Source organism: Pontibacter sp. Tf4 (assembly GCF_014212495.1).
Lineage (GTDB): Bacteria > Bacteroidota > Bacteroidia > Cytophagales > Hymenobacteraceae > Pontibacter.
Genome location: NZ_JACKZC010000002.1, coordinates 382300 through 398659 on the forward strand (window position 1 = coordinate 382300; position 16360 = coordinate 398659).

Sequence of the window (16360 nt, forward strand, 5' to 3'; positions counted from 1 at the left end):
ACCGGGCGCACACTTTCTTAGATACGGGAAATAGTCTTATTTTTGAGATTGGAATACAGAATTTCGGCTTTTAGCGCATGCAAGTATCAAGATTAGAGATCAAAGGCTTCAAGAGTTTCGGCGACCGTGTGGTCATTAACTTCGACGAAGGCATAACAGGGATTGTAGGGCCGAACGGCTGCGGTAAATCTAACGTGGTGGATGCCATCCGTTGGGTGTTGGGCGAGCAGAAAACCCGCAACCTGCGCTCCGACAAAATGGAGAACGTGATTTTTAACGGCTCCAAAACCCGAAAGCCGGTGCAGATGGCCGAAGTATCCATCACCTTCGACAACAACCGGGGAGTTCTGCCAACCGAATATTCGCAGGTGACCGTTACCCGCCGCTACCACCGCTCCGGCGACAGCGAGTATTTACTGAACGGGGTGCCCTGCCGACTAAAAGACATCAACGAACTCTTCCTGGACACTGGTATCGGCTCGGACAGCTATGCGATCATCGAACTGAAGATGGTGGATGAGATCCTGAACGATAAGGAAAACTCGCGCCGCCTGTTGTTTGAAGAAGCTGCCGGTATCTCCAAGTTCAGGGTTCGTAAAAAGCAGACCCTTAAAAAGCTGGAAGAAACAGATGCCGACCTGGAGCGCGTGGAAGACGTGTTGTTCGAGATCGGCAAGAATATGAAAACCCTGGAACGGCAAGCCAAACAGGCTATTAAATATTTCCAATTAAAGGAAGACTATAAGAAGCACAGCCTGGAGTTTGCCCGCCGCAACATAAGCCAGTACCAGCAAACTATGGAGCGCCTGGAGCAGGACGTACAGCGCGAGACGGCTCTGAAAGAAGACTACGTCGGTGCAGTAACCGAAGCAGAAGACGCGATTGCCGACCAGAAAGAAGAACTGAACCGCACCCAGGAACAGCTCAGCGAAATGCAGAAAACCATGCAGGTTCAGACTGCCAAACTGCGCCAGCTGGAGAATGATATAAAACTAAAAGCCGAGCGCAGTACTTACCTGAAAGAACGTATCACGCAACTGCGTCAGCAAATCAGCCAGGATTCGTCGAATGTGGAGCATATACAGGAAAGTATAGGGCAGCTGCGCGATGAACTGGAAGCGGTACAGGAACAATTTGGCACTGCTGAAGAGCAGGTACAGGCGCTAAAAGAGCAATTGCAGGAAGCTAATGAGCAAAAACAGACACTGCAGGATTCCTTCCAGGATCTGAGCCTGCAGCATCGTGACAAGCAGAACGCTGTTTTCCAGCACCACAAACAACTGGAAATAAGCAATGTGCAGATCCAATCTATAGTTGCTGACCTTGACCGCATGGAACAGCAGCAGCTTACAGCTGATGAAGATGCGCAGCTATTGGCTGAACAGCTTCAGGAAGCGCAGGAGTTGCTCGAAAATACCACCTCAGAACTTGTAAGCCTGCAAGCCAAAGAAGAAACCCTGCTGCAGAACATCGAGAAAACAGAGCTGGATATTGAAGCGCTGAAAGTGCAGCTGGTTGACCTGAACCGTACCCGTGACTCCAAACAAAATCAGTATAACCTCACCAAATCGCTGGTCGAGAACATGGAAGGCTTTCCGGAAGCCATTAAGTTTCTGGCGCAGTCCGGCGACTGGCAAAAGCCTGCTCCGCTCCTTTCGGATATCATCGTTTGCGAGCCTGCCTACAAAGGCCTTATAGAAAGCTACCTGGAGCCCTACATGAACTTCTTTGTAGTGGATGACCTGCAGGATGCCCTGGATGCCGTGGAGCTGCTGAAGAGCCAGAATAAGGGCCGTGCGAACTTTATTATACTTTCGGAGATAGAAGAACTGGAACCAACCGGGACTTACTCGGAAGGCGACCTGAAAGCGGCCTACGAAGTGGTGAAAGCTGATAAAAAGTATAGCGAGCTGCTGAAGTATATGCTCAACAATGTCTACATCAGCGATGACGTGGATCTGTATGATACAGACTATAAAACGATACTTCTGAAAGATGGCTCAGCTATTAAAAAGCCGTTGAGTTTATCGGGTGGATCTGTAGGCGTGCTGGATGGAAACCGTCTGGGCCGCAAACAGAACCTGGAAACACTGGCAAAAGAAGTGGAAGAACTGATCAGGCAGACAGATATTTTGCAGAGCCGTGTAAATGCGCAGCAGCAGATCCTGCTGAACTATAAAGGCGAGTCGCAGAAAGAGCGTATTAAGGAACTGGAGCGCGAGACGGCCAAACAGCAACAGGAACTGCTCACAATACGCATTAAACATGAGCAGCACCAGCAAAACCGCCACAACTATACCCAGAAAAAAGAAGAGCTCCTTCAGCGTAAAGATGAACTGAGCAGACTGTTCCTGGAAATGTCGCCGGTTGCGGAAACCGACCAGCAGGAATTGAAGCGCCTCGAAGAAGAACTGGCTGTCTATACATCGCAGCTGAATCGTCAGCAGGAACAGATCGCTGTGATAAACGGCATGTACAACCAGCAGAACATCCAGTTCCACCAACTGAAGAACCGCTTCGCCAGCTTGCAGCAGGAAATAAGCTATAAGCAGAAAACGGTTGAGACGAACCAGGAGCGCATTGAGAACCTGAAGCAGGAAATGGCCAAAGCTGAAGAAGAAATAACTATAGCCAACACCTTTATAGAGGAAAACGAAGCTATAGTAGAGCAGATGATGGAGGCCCGCCGCGAGTTTGGCTACGAGCTGGAAGAAATTGAAAAGAAGTACTTCAGTTTGCGTGGTGAATTGGATGAAAAGGACAAAATGATCCGTGAACTCCAGCGCAAGCGCCAAAACGCTGATGAATTGTTGATGCGTATGCAGCAGGCTCTGAACGACACCAAGATCAAACTGGTTTCGGTGCAGGAACGTCTGGCTGTGGAGTTCAACATCGAGACAACAGACCTGAACCTGCCAGCCGATGAAACGATTGAAATGGCTACCGAGGAATTGGGCAAATACATTGCGGAACTCCGGGCGTCCATTGATAAAATGGGACCGGTAAACGCCATGGCCGCCGAAGCTTACGTTGAAATTGAAGAACGTAATAAATTCATCACAGAGCAGCGCAACGACCTCGTAAATGCCAAGAACACCCTGATTGATACGATCAATGAGATTGATACCGTAGCCAAAGAGAAGTTCATGGAGTCGTTCAACGAGATCAAAGGCAACTTTATACGCGTGTTCCGCAGCCTGTTTACCGATGAAGATAACTGCGACCTGGTGATCACCGACCCGAGCAACCCGCTGGAATCAAAGATCGAGATCATGGCCCAGCCGAAAGGCAAACGACCGCTAACTATAAACCAGCTATCAGGTGGTGAGAAGACATTAACGGCTATTTCGCTGCTTTTCGCGATCTACCTACTGAAGCCGGCGCCTTTCTGTATCTTTGATGAAGTAGACGCGCCACTGGATGATGCCAATATTGACAAGTTCAACAACATCATCCGCACCTTCTCCACCGATTCGCAGTTTATAGTTGTAACGCATAATAAGCGCACCATGGCTTCTACCGACGTTATGTATGGCATTACGATGATTGAAGCAGGTATCTCCAGAGTTATTCCGGTTGATTTAAGGCAGATCGCCTAAACTATAGTTTACCTATAAAGAGAAAGGCCCCTGAACTATAGTTCGGGAGCCTTTCTAATTTCATCAACTATAGATATCAAACCATAGCATCAATCTCTTTCTGTAACTTTTTAGGCAGTTTGGCTTTAACTAAACTATAGCTCTGCTTAACATAAGTATCCCACTCTGCATCTGTAAGAATATTCCACTCCTGCACATTTACCCATTTGTTGCGGGCCATGTACGGCGCCGGAATTATACCGGGCCGGGCTGCCATTTCATCAAATTCGTCGTCGGTAACTTTAAACGAAACCGAATGTGGCGGATCTATACTTGTTACGCAAAACATCTTCGCTCCTACTAAAAAGCACAGGTCTGCACCCCACTTAATATCCTCTGTTACACCAGGCAAACCCAGGCATAGTTCACGTAAAGCTTCAATATTCACTTTATAATTCTTTAGCTACCGTACATTCTAACTTACCGAACTCCATTCTCCGGAAACTTGGCTGTTTTGGTGCGGTAAAAAGCCATGATCTTTTCAAGATCTGCTTCTATATCCCCAGTTGGGTAAATAGTCGGGCCAACACCAGCCTCTTTTTTGGCATAATCAAGGTAACCCAGCACGATGGGTACACCGGCACCTAAGGCCACATAATAAAAGCCCCTGCGCCAGCGCGGTTGGTATTTGCGGGTACCTTCCGGTGTTACCAGTACACACATATCGCCCGGCGTATCGTTAAAAATCCGGACCATGGCATCAACCATTTTAGTATTACGCGACCTGTCGATCGGCAACGCTCCCATGGCCTTGAGCAATGGACCGAACGGGAAAGCCATAAACTCTTTTTTAATGGTAAAGCGTATGGGCGCTTCCATGAGGTAAAAAGCAGCGCGGGCATAAATAAAGTCCCAGTTGCTGGTGTGCGGTGCGGCTACCATTACGCAGCGGCGGTTTTCGGGGGTAAGGTTACCGTTCAGTTTCCAACCGGCAACTTTAAAAATCAGTTTTGCTAATAATTTGCCAAACATGAGGTTGGGTGTAAAAATGAAAAGTCGCTATACGCTATAGCGACCTTCTATAGTTTGCTTTTATGCTGTATAAATACACACAAAATGCCGTATTTACAAACCAATTTTGATCACGTGGGCTCTTTTACGCAATAAATAAGCCTGGAACCCCACCCCAACCATCGGTCCGAAACTGGTATAGGCTTTGTCGTCTTTAGTCTGCCTGAAATACCGGAAGGACAGCATAGGTTCTATCGAGAATTTCTCGTTAAAAAAGAAAGCATACCCAACACCGGCACTGCCCTCCAATAAGTTAGACTGAAAACCATCGGAGAAGTTATGTTTGCCAATACTTACGCCGGCCTCACCAAATACGCCATTCAGGAGATAATAACGCACAAATGGTCCTCCTAATAAATAGGTCTCCCGGAAGGGTTCCTGCTCGGGGTCTGTAGTTATTTTCGTGCTTTCGTGGTACAGGTTAATGTTCAGGCCTATAGCAAGGTCGTTCATAATGAAGTAACCGTTCTTAGCCTGCAGGTTGGCTTGTATTCTTCGCCCTTCTTCTTTTGTGCCGGTTGGGCTGTTCAGGTTGTCCGTTGTTTTATAAGCAAAACCACTCAGGTTTCCCCCCACCAGTATAGAACCGTGCTTTACTTTGGCTCTAAACATAAAACTTTCATTTTCCTGGGCGAACGCAAAAGCGGGTAATAGTAAGAGTGCAAGTATAATTTGCTTCATAGAACCAAGGTGTTAAACAATTTACCTCTTGTACGAAGTCTGAGTAATAATATTTACACTATAACTATAATTTTTTTTATAATAGCTAAATAAGATAATTCCCCTTTACTCAAGTTATAGCCTACAAGCTGCAAAGCTCCTGAATCAGGCAAAACTAAATTGTTTAACTTTCTGAACTATAAAACTATAGCAACTGCCTTTGAAGTAATTGCTTTAAGTGCTTTTCAAGGTGCAACGTATACCTGTATCCAATATCAAACAGCTCGTCTGCTTTGCGGTAACTCATTAACCGGAAATATTTAAGCTCAGGCGGTTCAATCAGGAAATCGCAGAGGTGCAGGCGCATCTTTACATTGTTGTTTATGGCCAGGTGTGCTGTGCGCTCTACCATGCTTCGGAGCGTAGTTATTTTTGCCTGATGATTGATCGGGTTAACATGCACGCCAATCTTGATATCGCAATTCTGATGCAAGGGATCAAGTGGCAGGTTATTAAGCAGGCCGCCATCGTTCAGTAATTTGCCCTGGTACTGGATGGGATGATACAGGATCGGTACTGCAGAAGATGCGATCAATGGCTTTACAACCTCCCCTGACGAAAAGTATACAGTTACGCCTTCGTTCATTTCCGTTGCGCTGATAATTACCGGCAGCTTCAGGTCTTCAAAGGTAAGGTTTGCTCCGAGGTATTTATGGTAGAGCTTCTCAACTTCATCCAGGTGCAGCAAACCGGCTTTGCCGATAGCAGGACGTATGATCTTGAAAATGCTGAGCTCTTTGATAAGTTTCAGGATCTCGACCGGGCTATAACCTGCCGCATACAGCGTACCCGCTATGGCGCCAGAGCTAACCCCGGAAATGATGGAGACCTTTATACCCAGCTCATCAAATGCCTTCAAAACGCCCAGGTGCGCAATACCACGGGCGCCTCCACCCGACAAGGCCAGTCCTACCTTCATAAACTATAGTTCGCTTAAACGGAATGTTTCTTTCAGGCGTACGCCTTTGTCTGTGTGTTGTACCGTACAGCACTCGTTTACGGCATCATGTTCAAAAAAAAGGATATAGTTCTCATCAGCGGCCTTATTCAAAAAAGCAGATTTCTCATCCAGTGTCAGTAGCGGTCGTGTATCATACCCCATCACGTATGGCAGCGGAATATGCCCCACCGATGGCAGCAGATCAGCCATGTACACCAGTTTGTGGCCTTTATAGTTAAGCACGGGCAGCATCATTTTATCGGTATGGCCATTCATATACAGTACATCGGTAAACTGCGGAATAGGTGAGGTTTGCCCCGGTACAAAAAATTTCAGGTGACCACTCTCCTGTATTGGCAGTATGTTCTCTTTCAGAAAAGAAGCTTTCTCCCGTGCATTTGGTTCTGTAGCCCATTTCCAGTGGTCGGTATTGGACCAGTACGTAGCATTCGGGAAGGCCAGTTCCAGCGCTCTGTCTCCATTTTTATATTTTACACCTCCCCCACAATGGTCAAAGTGAAGGTGCGTCAGGAACATATCAGTAACATCCTCTGGTGCAAAGCCGGCCTTTTTCAGTGAACTCTGCAAGGAGGCATCTCCATGTAAATAGTAATGGCTGAAGAACTTTGCATCCTGTTTGTCCCCTATCCCATTATCGATCAGAATAAGGCGGTTACCGTCTTCGATCAGCAAACAGCGCATAGCCCAGGTACACAGGTTATTATCATCAGCCGGGTTGCTACGTTGCCAGATCGTTTTCGGCACCACACCAAACATGGCACCGCCATCCAGTTTAAAAAATCCAGTATCGATAACGTGAAGGGTCATAGTAGTTAAAAAGTTAAAAAGTTTGGGAGTTAGAAAGGTAGAAACGTGGAATAAAACCTATAGTTTGAAATGAAGAAACTAACTTTTTATGATTGATTAAACTTATACAATCAACTGAGGCCAATATATCAAAACAAAAAGAGGTAACAAAACCGGAGCTTCATTACCTCTTTAACTTTCTAACTTCTAAACTTTCTAACGTTCAAGCACCACTCCCATATCCGAGAACTTCTCGATGCGCTGCATCATTCGTTCTTCAGGATCGATGCCCTCCAATTCATCCAGCAGCTTAATAATCTCACGCTTCATGGTCTTCATCATTTTCTCTGGCTCAGTATGGGCACCGCCAAGCGGCTCTTTTATGATGCCATCGATCAGCTTATGTTGCAACATATCATTTGCAGTAAGTTTCAGAGCTTCGGCTGCCTGCTCTTTATAGTTCCAGCTTCGCCATAGTATAGACGAGCAAGACTCCGGAGAAATAACCGAATACCAGGTATTTTCCAGCATCATTACCCGGTCACCGATCGCAATACCAAGTGCACCACCTGAGGCACCTTCACCGATGATGATACAGATAACCGGTACCTTCAGCATGAACATCTCTTTCAGGTTACGGGCAATGGCTTCACCTTGTCCGCGTTCCTCCGCTTCAAGTCCCGGAAATGCTCCTGGTGTATCGATCAGGGTAACTATAGGTTTACCAAACTTCTCGGCCATTTTCATCAGGCGCAGCGCCTTGCGGTAACCTTCCGGGTTAGCCATACCAAAATTACGTAACTGGCGCTGCTTGGTATTACGTCCCTTCTGCTGGCCAATAAACATGATGCTACGTCCATCTACCTCTCCAAAGCCACCAACCATAGCTTTATCGTCGCCAACAGTACGGTCACCGTGCAGTTCTACAAACTTGTCGGTGATGCCATTTATGTAGTCCAGGGTATAAGGCCTGTCAGGATGACGTGAAAGCTGTACTCGCTGCCAGCGGGTAAGATTGGCGTATGTTTCCTTTTTAAGATTTTTAATCTTCTCTTCCAGCGCCTTTACCGCCTCCGAAACGTCTACCTGGCTCTCGCTGGCCAGTTTTTTCATTTCCTGCAATTTGCCTTCCAGGGCAGCAATAGGCTGTTCGAAATCTAAAAGCATAAGTATCTTCTCTGATTATTCAGCTACAAATTTAAGAGATTATAGATACACAGGCATGGAAGATTAAAAAATATACTGCCGATAAAAAATAAATCCGGTGGTTCACAATAAATTAGCTTCTCAAATTCAAAATATAGCAGGAAAAATATGCTGGAGTGTTGCACAATCCGAAATTACGCTATACATTTGCATCACTTTAACGAACAGCGTTAGGGAAAACAAAGTTGGTCCGGTAGTTCAGTTGGTTAGAATGCCGCCCTGTCACGGCGGAGGTCGCGGGTTCGAGTCCCGTCCGGACCGCAGATTATCTGCGGTCAACGCAAAAGAGCAAAAGGCTCTTACTTATCAAATTTATTGGTTCGGTAGTTCAGTTGGTTAGAATGCCGCCCTGTCACGGCGGAGGTCGCGGGTTCGAGTCCCGTCCGGACCGCTTACTTAAGGGAAGCCCTTGAATTAATTTTCAGGGGCTTTTTTGTTTGTACTAATTTGAATAATAAAAGTCTTTTGCTACAAAAACCATGTTACACCTTCTTAGATAAGGCCTCCAAACCGGAATGTATTCATGTTTTTGATCATATATCCCAAATAAGTAATATCCTTTATCTTCTAGAAATGTTTTTAGGTTTTGCATCGGAACATGATAATTATTTTGAGGGTTCATACCAGCTTCTACCTGAACAAAATCTATTTTACTTGAATCAAGCATCCTATTTGCACCCTTCAGAACATCCAAATCATATCCTTCAGTATCTATCTTTAGATAATTTATATGCTCAATGAAGTTTTCTTTACAAAAATTATCAAGTGTTTTGGATTGAATGTTTTCCTGAACAAATTCTTCTGAGCTATCCTCAGAATCTGAAACTATACTATTCATACAAGAAGAGTCACTTAATTTCATTTTGACTACACCTTCGAAAGAACCTAATGCAAGCATATGGGTTTTAACATTATTATGATGTCTAAATTTAGAGGATAGACTTTCAAATGTACTCTTAATTGGTTCAAAACAGTAAATGCTCGCCTTTTTATCGAATATAAGAAAATCACGAACAGACTGTCCCTCATTTGATCCAACATCAAATAATATATTAGTTCTATAACCTTTCCATATCATTTTGATATCTTCAAATGGATCTATCCCAAATGGAACTTGGTTATAATAGAATCTAAAATTGGTTCTTTTCTCAATAAAGTCTTTTACTTTTCCTTTCAGGCCCATACTTTAATTATTAATGATTCTCCTAATTTATATAAATTGAATTAGTTTACAGAGTGGCTTAAAAAATCTAGTGAAGAAAAGTGGCTTTAAGCCATTGATAACCCACGCTTGGTGGTCTTCCTGATTTGCTAAAATGCGATTCATTAATGTTACGTTACTCTTTCCGCCAACACGCATCTTAACCAGTTTTACTGGGATATAGGAAGTTGAAATATTATGCTTATATAGGAAACGTAACATCAACTCATAGTCGGCAGAACTTTTGAAGTAAGTATTATACAGCCCTAACTCTTGATAAACCTCCCGCTTTACATAAAATGTCGGATGAGGTGGCATCCAGCCTAATAAAAAATTTTTCCGCTCATAATTCCCTGAGACCCAATTACGTACTATTTTATTAGTATTGTCCTTTTGTACATATAACAAGTCTCCGTAAACGCTATCAGTGCCATTGGCTTTAAAAGCCTCAGCAATAAAGGTTACACTTTCTTGTGAGTGGAAGATATCATCAGAATGTAGAAAACCAATCACATCTCCCGTAGCGAGCTCTATCCCTTTGTTGATAGCATCATAAAGACCACCATCTTTTTCGGACACAAGTTTAGTTATCCTATTCTCGTATCCTTTTAGAATCTCTACTGTACCATCTGTAGATAAACCATCAATAACTATATATTCAATATTGTGGTAGCTTTGCCCTAATACTGACTCAACTGTATCAGCTATAGTTTCACGGTTATTGTATACAATTGTGATGATAGAGATTTTCACGAACAGAAATGAGATTTAATTTGATATGTGACGCTCACGTTTTAGAGTAGCAGGGTTTCCTTGGTAAATAGTGTAGGGTTCCAGATCAGTAGTTGCAACAGAGCCTGAAGCTAATACACTATGAGGTCCGCACGTAACGCCAGGACAAACTATAGCCTTCGCTCCTATCCAGGTACCTTCTTCCAGAACTATGTTTCCAACTATAAGGTCAAAGGTTGATTTTTTGTAGTCATGGCTACCGGTTAATAGCATGGCGCCCTGCGATAGTGTTACATTATCTCCTATAGTTACCTGAACCAGGTTATCAATCCAAACGTTCTCCCCAATCCAGCTATAGTTGCCAATCTGGAGCAGCCAGGGGTATTTGATGTTGACAGCAGGTTTTATCACCGCTCCCTTCCCTACCTTGGCCCCAAACATACGCAGCAGCCATATCTTTAAAGAATTAATGGGGTTAAGCGGATTAATAAAGAACAGCACATTTATAAAATACCAGCTTAATCGCTTGATACCACCTGCACCCGGATTATACCAGTCGTTACTATACCTGGATAATTCTGTCGTATATTTTGCTGTAGAATTCACATTTACATTACCTGAATAACAACCTGTTTTGCTCAAGTGCCTTCTTATCCTGACTTACCTGTTGTGCATAAATATACGCTGCATTTGTAAACTTATCATACTCTTCCTGTGGCTGATCAAGCATATATTGTATAATTTCAGCAAAAGCAGCTGGTTTGTTGAGTGGAACATCATATCCGATGCGTTGTTCTTCCAGAGAACGCCAGGGAGTTTGATCACTAATAATAACCGGCCGCCCTGCAGCAAAGCTTTCCATTATCACATGTCCAAAGTTCTCGCCTTGAGTAGGTAGAAAAAGTGCATGATACTGTTGCAGTGTTTCACTAACTTTTAAGTTTTCTATACTGCCTCGATACGTTACACGAATACTGTCGGGTAACAATTTGACCACCTCTAAGCACTCAGCCCAGTAAGATTCATTGTACAAAGGACCAAAAATATCAAATACAATCTCTCCCGAAAATTTATGCTCCAGCAATACCTGAAGGGCATACTTGATATTCTTCTCAGGTGATACCCGGGCTATACTGACCAAACGCAGCATGCCGTCTTGTTTATGCAGTTTTGAAACCGTAAGAAATGAATTTTTGGAAAGATTGGGAGCTACTTTTATTTGTTGCTTCAAGCCAAACAGCTTCCTGATATGTAGCTCTTCCGTATCGTTTGTAGCATGAAAACAAATCCGGTTATATAATCCGAATGTTTTTGCTACCTGAAGAAAGATTTTCTTCTTGCCTTCTTTTACGTTAATAGCACTTGGTGCCAGCATCCCCCTGGCTGATACAATCACTTTAGCATCTTTATACTGCCTGGAAATAAGTAAAGGAAGTACTGAGAAGTATAAAGAATAAATACCATTGATGAAGATGACATCCGGTTGTGCTTCACGCACAGCTTTTACTATAGTAGTATAAGAAAGCTTCTTGTCAGATGAGTAGTATATCTGAAATTGCCCGTTTAATTTCGTCCAGGTATCTGGTAAAATTCCTTCATAGGGCTCCGCATCACAATAATCTGTATTACGCGTAATTACCAGAAAATCAAATTCATCCTGCAGCTGCTCCATCATGTTTGCACACGACTGTACAGGTCCACCGGCCTTATAACCAGGCAGAAACCAATCTATGAAAATAAGTACACGGAGTTTCTTCATCCAAGTTTTTGATACAGGTCGAGGTACTGCTTAGCAACCACTTCCTTGCAATAGCGCTTACTATTTTCTAGGCCTCTGGCAACCAGCTCTTCTCTTAATTGGGCATCATTCAGAACCTTCAGTACTGCTTCACGGATCTCATCTACATTATTAGGGTCTACAAAAAGCCCCCCCCCTTCACCTGCTACTTCAGGCATCGAACTGCAATTGCTGGTTATAACTGGCCGGCCTGTTGCCTGAGCCTCTAGAATTGGCATACCAAAACCTTCAAAGAGTGACACAAAAGTAACAACATCTGCTTTAATGTATAACACCCTCAGTTCTTCCTCTGTGATATCAACCATGTTTTGATAATCTATCTGGTGCCTATTTAACAGGTTTTTATGATCATCAGAAAGTGATCCAACAATAATAAACAGGCAATCTATACCTGCTATGGCTTCAATGGTTCGTTCTATATTTTTGTTATACTTGGTTCCTACCTGTAAGATAACCGGCTTAGATAGTATAGCTGCTTTAGGTATAAACTGAAATTTATCAGAAATGATATTTGGGATTACAACTACTTTTTCGGCACTTGAAGGTAGTAAATTAACCAAGCTGGCTTTGGTCGCTTCCGATATTACAGTTACATACTTTACCCTGGCTATAGGCCATTTTAGCCAGAAGAAGTTAAGTATAAAATTGCTTATACCATTCTCTCTGACTAATGATTCTACATCATGTATGGTAAGGATCGTATTTGAAGCAGGCAGTAGCAGTGTAATAAAGTTTACATCCCCTGTTACATGATTGATTTTCCCACGCTTATTAAATGCTTCAAGGACTAGCTTTAATCTGTTTACAAAGCCTTTGCTATCATAAGACAGAAAATGATTTACGTATGTGGTGCTATTTCCAAGACCTTGCTGCACATTATGAAACAGGCTTTCTATACTATAAGCCCCTCTCCTTGGTTTGCGGAAGAAAAAGGCAATATCAATCCTACTCTTCCCCATCTATAACTCGACTTTTAATACCTTCCTGAAGGTCCAGAAAACTATAAACATCGCGATGGATGCTTTTACCACATAGTTAAGTGTGGTAATAACATCCGTTTCCGCCTTTATAACCTGCAAAAACAAAAACGGTATCCAGAGAATTAGTGTCGGGTTATCCAGGCTTTTGATGAGTATAAAGCGGAGAATGAGACTGAATATTAGTCCTATAAAAAACATAAACACCATACCGCCACTACGCCCATAGTTAGCATAGGCTTCCCCTATAATACTTATATTCATACTCGTGCCATACTGGAGCTCTATTCCTGTGAAACGAAGCATGTTCTCCCGCCCTCCGGCCGTTGCTTTTGACTCAGCTATAAAACGGGGAAGTAAAGAAGCAGTAAAGGCATTCTTTATAGTTTCGCCCTCAGCAAATGGTTCCCTGTAAGGCACATAATTCATTACCCGCGCTATGATCCACCCCTGGTTTAGACGGGTGATAGTATTCTCGTTTTTCTGTTGCTCAAACATACTTTCAGGTGAAAGCAATGTATTAAATATCATATTCGTAAAAAGCTCTGTACGGGCAAACGAACTTAAAGAGGCATTAGCCCATGCTATATTGCGATATTGATATTTAACAGATTGTAAGACCAATAAAAGAAAAAAGCCCAAAGCTACATAGGCTAGTTTCTTTGGCATGCTTATATGGTTTTTAATTGTATATATAAACATAAAAAAAAGCCCCCAAAGCAAAAGGTCATGAAAAATAGCAGAGGATAGAACTTCTAACAGTAGAAAAGCAAAGACTACATATAGAGCTATTTTATTCCCAGCTCTGCTCAAGTACAAATAAAACGCGCCAATATACTTTAGATGGGATATCAGGTATAAAAAGAAGTAAAGAGATGGTGGTACGAAAGCTGCTAAAAAACTTGCTGCAAACCCAATACCTAACAAATAGTAAGCACTCATCACCTTATTGGTTGTAGCCTCTTCAAGCTGTCCGATTTGAGCAACTGATATATTATGCACCCTTAGTACAGGTAGAGATAATCCAACATAATAAAGTATGGCCCCCGGAATAATGTAACTAAAGTATACATCTTCCGGGACATGCATTTTATAGAATGGATGATTAATACCTGTATAGTAGCTTAAAATAGGCCCAATGACCCACTGTAGGGTTGCGATAAAGATAACAACCAGATTAACAGGTATTCCTTCACCAAAGCCAAATAAGAGATTAACAAATATATAAGTAAAGAACAACGCTCCTGTTATTGCCCAGAAAGACAAACTTGTAAAGATAAGCAGCAAAGTTGCAACACAAATCAGAATCCCGATTTGGTAACCAACCTTATTATTTTGCACACTGCTACTCATTTAGAGGTAAAGGATTATTTACTTATAAGATTTATAAGTGCGGAACATGTCTCATGATAATTCCAACTACTAATTTTTAATTTTGAGACCATACCCATTTGTTTCACTTGAATACTGGCCATATTTGCAACTTCGCTCATGGCAATGATCAATTGTTCAAGATTTTCTGATTCAAATATATAACCATTTTCACCTTCATCAATTAGGTCAACAGCCCCACCAACTTTACTGCTGGCAATAACAGCAAGCCCGCATGCCATTGCTTCATTCATACTTAGCCCCCATGTCTCTGTAACAGAAGGCAATACCAGTACATCGCCGAGTCTGTAAACAACCGGCATCATGGATTGATTCTGAAAGGGAAGAAACTTTATATTAGAGTTCTCCTGCGCTAACCATTTAAGTTCATCTTCCAGAGCACCATTACCAACCATTAATAGAATGGTGTCAGGGTGGTTAAGTTTTTTAAATGCGTTTATCAATAATTGAGGGTTCTTTTTCCACTCAAATTTACCTGTGAATAAAAATACTTTCTTGTTAGTACCAATACCTAACTCATGTTTTAGCTTTTCAGCTTTGATGTCATGCTCATTAATGCTGAATCTTTCATTATCAATTGCATGCGGAGCATATAAGAGTTTATTAACCGGAACTCCATGCTTTTGAAAATACTGTTTGTTATTTTGCCCGACGTATAAGGCTACATCTATATGCTTATAAACCCATGTTAGGAAAATCCGACGCATTAATGTTTTTAAATCAGGTTTTTCATCCAATAATGTAGAATCACCTCTAAAAATAATCTTAGCTTTCTTAGCTTTCTTACAAAAATGTCGAATAACCTTTAAATGACTGTAAAAGCTCCATCCATACACTAATATATGCGTTGCTCCAAAGGCTTCAATATCTTCATTTAATGTTGGATTAATAATTCCCCTGAATGATGAAGTGGAAGCGATAGGTGCTGTATTTTTTACAAAAACATAATCATAACCTTGCAATAATGGAATGTCCCACTGTATGGCTCTATTAAATCCTGGATCTATGAATGCAGAAGACTCTTTCCCTAGCGTGTAGAACACTTTTATCTTAGAGCTACTCTCTTTTGCAAGAAGTCTGAACAGAGGTGCATTGTACTGAATTGGGTGAGATGTTATGATCGCGAGTCTATTCATGTAAAGCATAAAGTCCAAACTCATTTCTTATAGAGGAAGTAAGGAGCTTAAATCTTAAAATTAATTTTAGAAAATTTTTGATTGAATTTAATTGTACAAGTGCATTAATATTTGATTGATTATAGCCGCTTGCAACATAGACATTTGCATAAAATGGGAGTTGTTTTAGTTCTAATTTAAAATTTTGTTTTATTCTATCCTTTAAATACCCATGTGCGTTAAAAAAGTAGTAATCGGTAATCTCCTTACTTGTAAAATCAGGAATATTAACCAACTCGGCCTTTATAATGTGGGTTGAACCATTAATAAAGTTCATTTTGTCAGGTTGCTTTATAAGGATTTCATCCTTCTCTATATAGATATACCCTTTACTAATATACCATCCTGGCTCACCCTGATTCCGTAATACATGTGAAACTATTTTATTCGAAATCAGATCATCAGAATCTACCTGCATAATATAGGTGCAGCCTTCTGCAATAGCATATTTACATCCCCACAATATCTTCTTACCTTTATCTGTATTGCGTTCCAACCAAGTCGCAGCATGCTTTTGATCATGAATATTCAATACCATTTCGTTATATGACATATACTCAAATGGAAACTTAATATATTCAATAAGATCTAAATCTGCAGTTATATCTAATTCCGGATAGTCTGTATATACCAAAAAGATCTTAAAACGCCTGTCAATTTGGTTTAGAATAGAATTTATAGTTCTTTGTAGCAGAAGCTGATCATAATGCCAGTTTTTAGAATTAGCTTTTCCACGAAATGGAACAACAAAACCAACCATAAA

At 42.0% G+C, this 16360-nt stretch carries 15 protein-coding genes and 2 tRNA genes; 3 read left to right on the top strand and 14 right to left on the bottom strand.

Annotated elements, in window-relative coordinates; all coding sequences use genetic code 11:
* The first annotated feature begins 77 nt into the window (after positions 1–77).
* Positions 78–3599 (top strand): chromosome segregation protein SMC, encoded by a 3522-nt coding sequence (gene smc / locus H7F15_RS04615; RefSeq protein ID WP_185195779.1) that lies wholly within the window; start codon positions 78–80, stop codon positions 3597–3599.
* A 76-nt stretch (positions 3600–3675) separates the two neighbouring features.
* On the opposite strand, the gene H7F15_RS04620 is transcribed toward smc, so the two are convergent.
* The 6 genes from H7F15_RS04620 to H7F15_RS04645 form a co-directional block, all read right to left on the bottom strand.
* A complete protein-coding gene (locus tag H7F15_RS04620; protein WP_185195780.1) occupies positions 3676–4026 on the bottom strand; it encodes an MmcQ/YjbR family DNA-binding protein in 351 nt (116 codons plus the stop codon).
* Between the two features lie 32 nt (positions 4027–4058).
* The gene (locus H7F15_RS04625) at positions 4059–4610 is read right to left on the bottom strand and encodes a 1-acyl-sn-glycerol-3-phosphate acyltransferase (RefSeq protein ID WP_185195781.1); all 552 of its coding nucleotides are present in this window, start codon (positions 4608–4610) and stop codon (positions 4059–4061) included.
* A 93-nt stretch (positions 4611–4703) separates the two neighbouring features.
* Complete coding sequence (locus H7F15_RS04630) at positions 4704–5330, bottom strand: hypothetical protein (protein WP_185195782.1); 627 nt, start codon at positions 5328–5330, stop codon at positions 4704–4706.
* A gap of 184 nt (positions 5331–5514) precedes the next feature.
* Positions 5515–6288, bottom strand: a complete 774-nt coding sequence (locus H7F15_RS04635; protein WP_185195783.1) for a patatin-like phospholipase family protein — start codon at positions 6286–6288, stop codon at positions 5515–5517.
* A gap of 3 nt (positions 6289–6291) precedes the next feature.
* On the bottom strand, positions 6292–7137 hold the full coding sequence (locus tag H7F15_RS04640) for an MBL fold metallo-hydrolase (protein WP_185195784.1): 846 nt from the start codon (positions 7135–7137) through the stop codon (positions 6292–6294).
* Positions 7138–7332: 195 nt separating this feature from the next.
* A complete protein-coding gene (locus H7F15_RS04645) occupies positions 7333–8283 on the bottom strand; it encodes an acetyl-CoA carboxylase carboxyltransferase subunit alpha (protein WP_185195785.1) in 951 nt (316 codons plus the stop codon).
* 226 nt (positions 8284–8509) lie between these two features.
* Here H7F15_RS04645 and H7F15_RS04650 point away from each other — a divergent pair.
* A tRNA-Asp gene (locus tag H7F15_RS04650) sits at positions 8510–8583 on the top strand.
* Between the two features lie 56 nt (positions 8584–8639).
* A tRNA-Asp gene (locus H7F15_RS04655) sits at positions 8640–8713 on the top strand.
* A 51-nt stretch (positions 8714–8764) separates the two neighbouring features.
* Here the strand turns inward: H7F15_RS04655 and H7F15_RS04660 are convergent.
* From H7F15_RS04660 to H7F15_RS04695, 8 genes are read right to left on the bottom strand one after another with little or no spacing between them, the layout of a single operon-like run.
* The gene (locus H7F15_RS04660) at positions 8765–9505 is read right to left on the bottom strand and encodes an FkbM family methyltransferase (RefSeq protein WP_185195786.1); all 741 of its coding nucleotides are present in this window, start codon (positions 9503–9505) and stop codon (positions 8765–8767) included.
* 27 nt (positions 9506–9532) lie between these two features.
* Positions 9533–10276 carry a glycosyltransferase family 2 protein gene (locus H7F15_RS04665; RefSeq protein ID WP_185195787.1) on the bottom strand — a complete coding sequence of 248 codons (744 nt, stop codon included), beginning with the start codon at positions 10274–10276 and terminating at the stop codon, positions 9533–9535.
* A 15-nt stretch (positions 10277–10291) separates the two neighbouring features.
* Complete coding sequence (locus H7F15_RS04670; RefSeq protein WP_185195788.1) at positions 10292–10861, bottom strand: putative colanic acid biosynthesis acetyltransferase; 570 nt, start codon at positions 10859–10861, stop codon at positions 10292–10294.
* 7 nt (positions 10862–10868) lie between these two features.
* Positions 10869–12014 (bottom strand): glycosyltransferase family 4 protein, encoded by a 1146-nt coding sequence (locus H7F15_RS04675; protein ID WP_185195789.1) that lies wholly within the window; start codon positions 12012–12014, stop codon positions 10869–10871.
* The gene (locus H7F15_RS04680; RefSeq protein WP_185195790.1) at positions 12011–13012 is read right to left on the bottom strand and encodes a glycosyltransferase family 1 protein; all 1002 of its coding nucleotides are present in this window, start codon (positions 13010–13012) and stop codon (positions 12011–12013) included. Before H7F15_RS04680 ends, H7F15_RS04675 begins: the two co-directional genes overlap by 4 nt.
* Complete coding sequence (locus H7F15_RS04685; protein ID WP_185195791.1) at positions 13013–14383, bottom strand: hypothetical protein; 1371 nt, start codon at positions 14381–14383, stop codon at positions 13013–13015.
* Positions 14384–14397: 14 nt separating this feature from the next.
* The gene (locus H7F15_RS04690; RefSeq protein ID WP_185195792.1) at positions 14398–15558 is read right to left on the bottom strand and encodes a glycosyltransferase family 4 protein; all 1161 of its coding nucleotides are present in this window, start codon (positions 15556–15558) and stop codon (positions 14398–14400) included.
* Positions 15551–16357, bottom strand: a complete 807-nt coding sequence (locus tag H7F15_RS04695; protein WP_185195793.1) for a hypothetical protein — start codon at positions 16355–16357, stop codon at positions 15551–15553. The genes H7F15_RS04690 and H7F15_RS04695 overlap by 8 nt, the downstream gene beginning before the upstream one ends.
* Positions 16358–16360 lie beyond the last annotated feature (3 nt).

Bases quoted from the DNA above. Each gene is read 5' to 3' on its own strand.
- smc (WP_185195779.1), top strand. From the start codon at position 78: ATGCAAGTATCAAGATTAGAGATCAAAGGCTTCAAGAGTTTCGGCGAC.
- H7F15_RS04695 (WP_185195793.1), bottom strand. From the start codon at position 16,357: ATGGTTGGTTTTGTTGTTCCATTTCGTGGAAAAGCTAATTCTAAAAAC.
- H7F15_RS04675 (WP_185195789.1), bottom strand. From the start codon at position 12,014: ATGAAGAAACTCCGTGTACTTATTTTCATAGATTGGTTTCTGCCTGGT.
- H7F15_RS04680 (WP_185195790.1), bottom strand. From the start codon at position 13,012: ATGGGGAAGAGTAGGATTGATATTGCCTTTTTCTTCCGCAAACCAAGG.
- H7F15_RS04645 (WP_185195785.1), bottom strand. From the start codon at position 8,283: ATGCTTTTAGATTTCGAACAGCCTATTGCTGCCCTGGAAGGCAAATTG.
- H7F15_RS04630 (WP_185195782.1), bottom strand. From the start codon at position 5,330: ATGAAGCAAATTATACTTGCACTCTTACTATTACCCGCTTTTGCGTTC.
- H7F15_RS04635 (WP_185195783.1), bottom strand. From the start codon at position 6,288: ATGAAGGTAGGACTGGCCTTGTCGGGTGGAGGCGCCCGTGGTATTGCG.
- H7F15_RS04625 (WP_185195781.1), bottom strand. From the start codon at position 4,610: ATGTTTGGCAAATTATTAGCAAAACTGATTTTTAAAGTTGCCGGTTGG.
- H7F15_RS04640 (WP_185195784.1), bottom strand. From the start codon at position 7,137: ATGACCCTTCACGTTATCGATACTGGATTTTTTAAACTGGATGGCGGT.
- H7F15_RS04660 (WP_185195786.1), bottom strand. From the start codon at position 9,505: ATGGGCCTGAAAGGAAAAGTAAAAGACTTTATTGAGAAAAGAACCAAT.
- H7F15_RS04690 (WP_185195792.1), bottom strand. From the start codon at position 15,558: ATGAATAGACTCGCGATCATAACATCTCACCCAATTCAGTACAATGCA.
- H7F15_RS04685 (WP_185195791.1), bottom strand. From the start codon at position 14,383: ATGAGTAGCAGTGTGCAAAATAATAAGGTTGGTTACCAAATCGGGATT.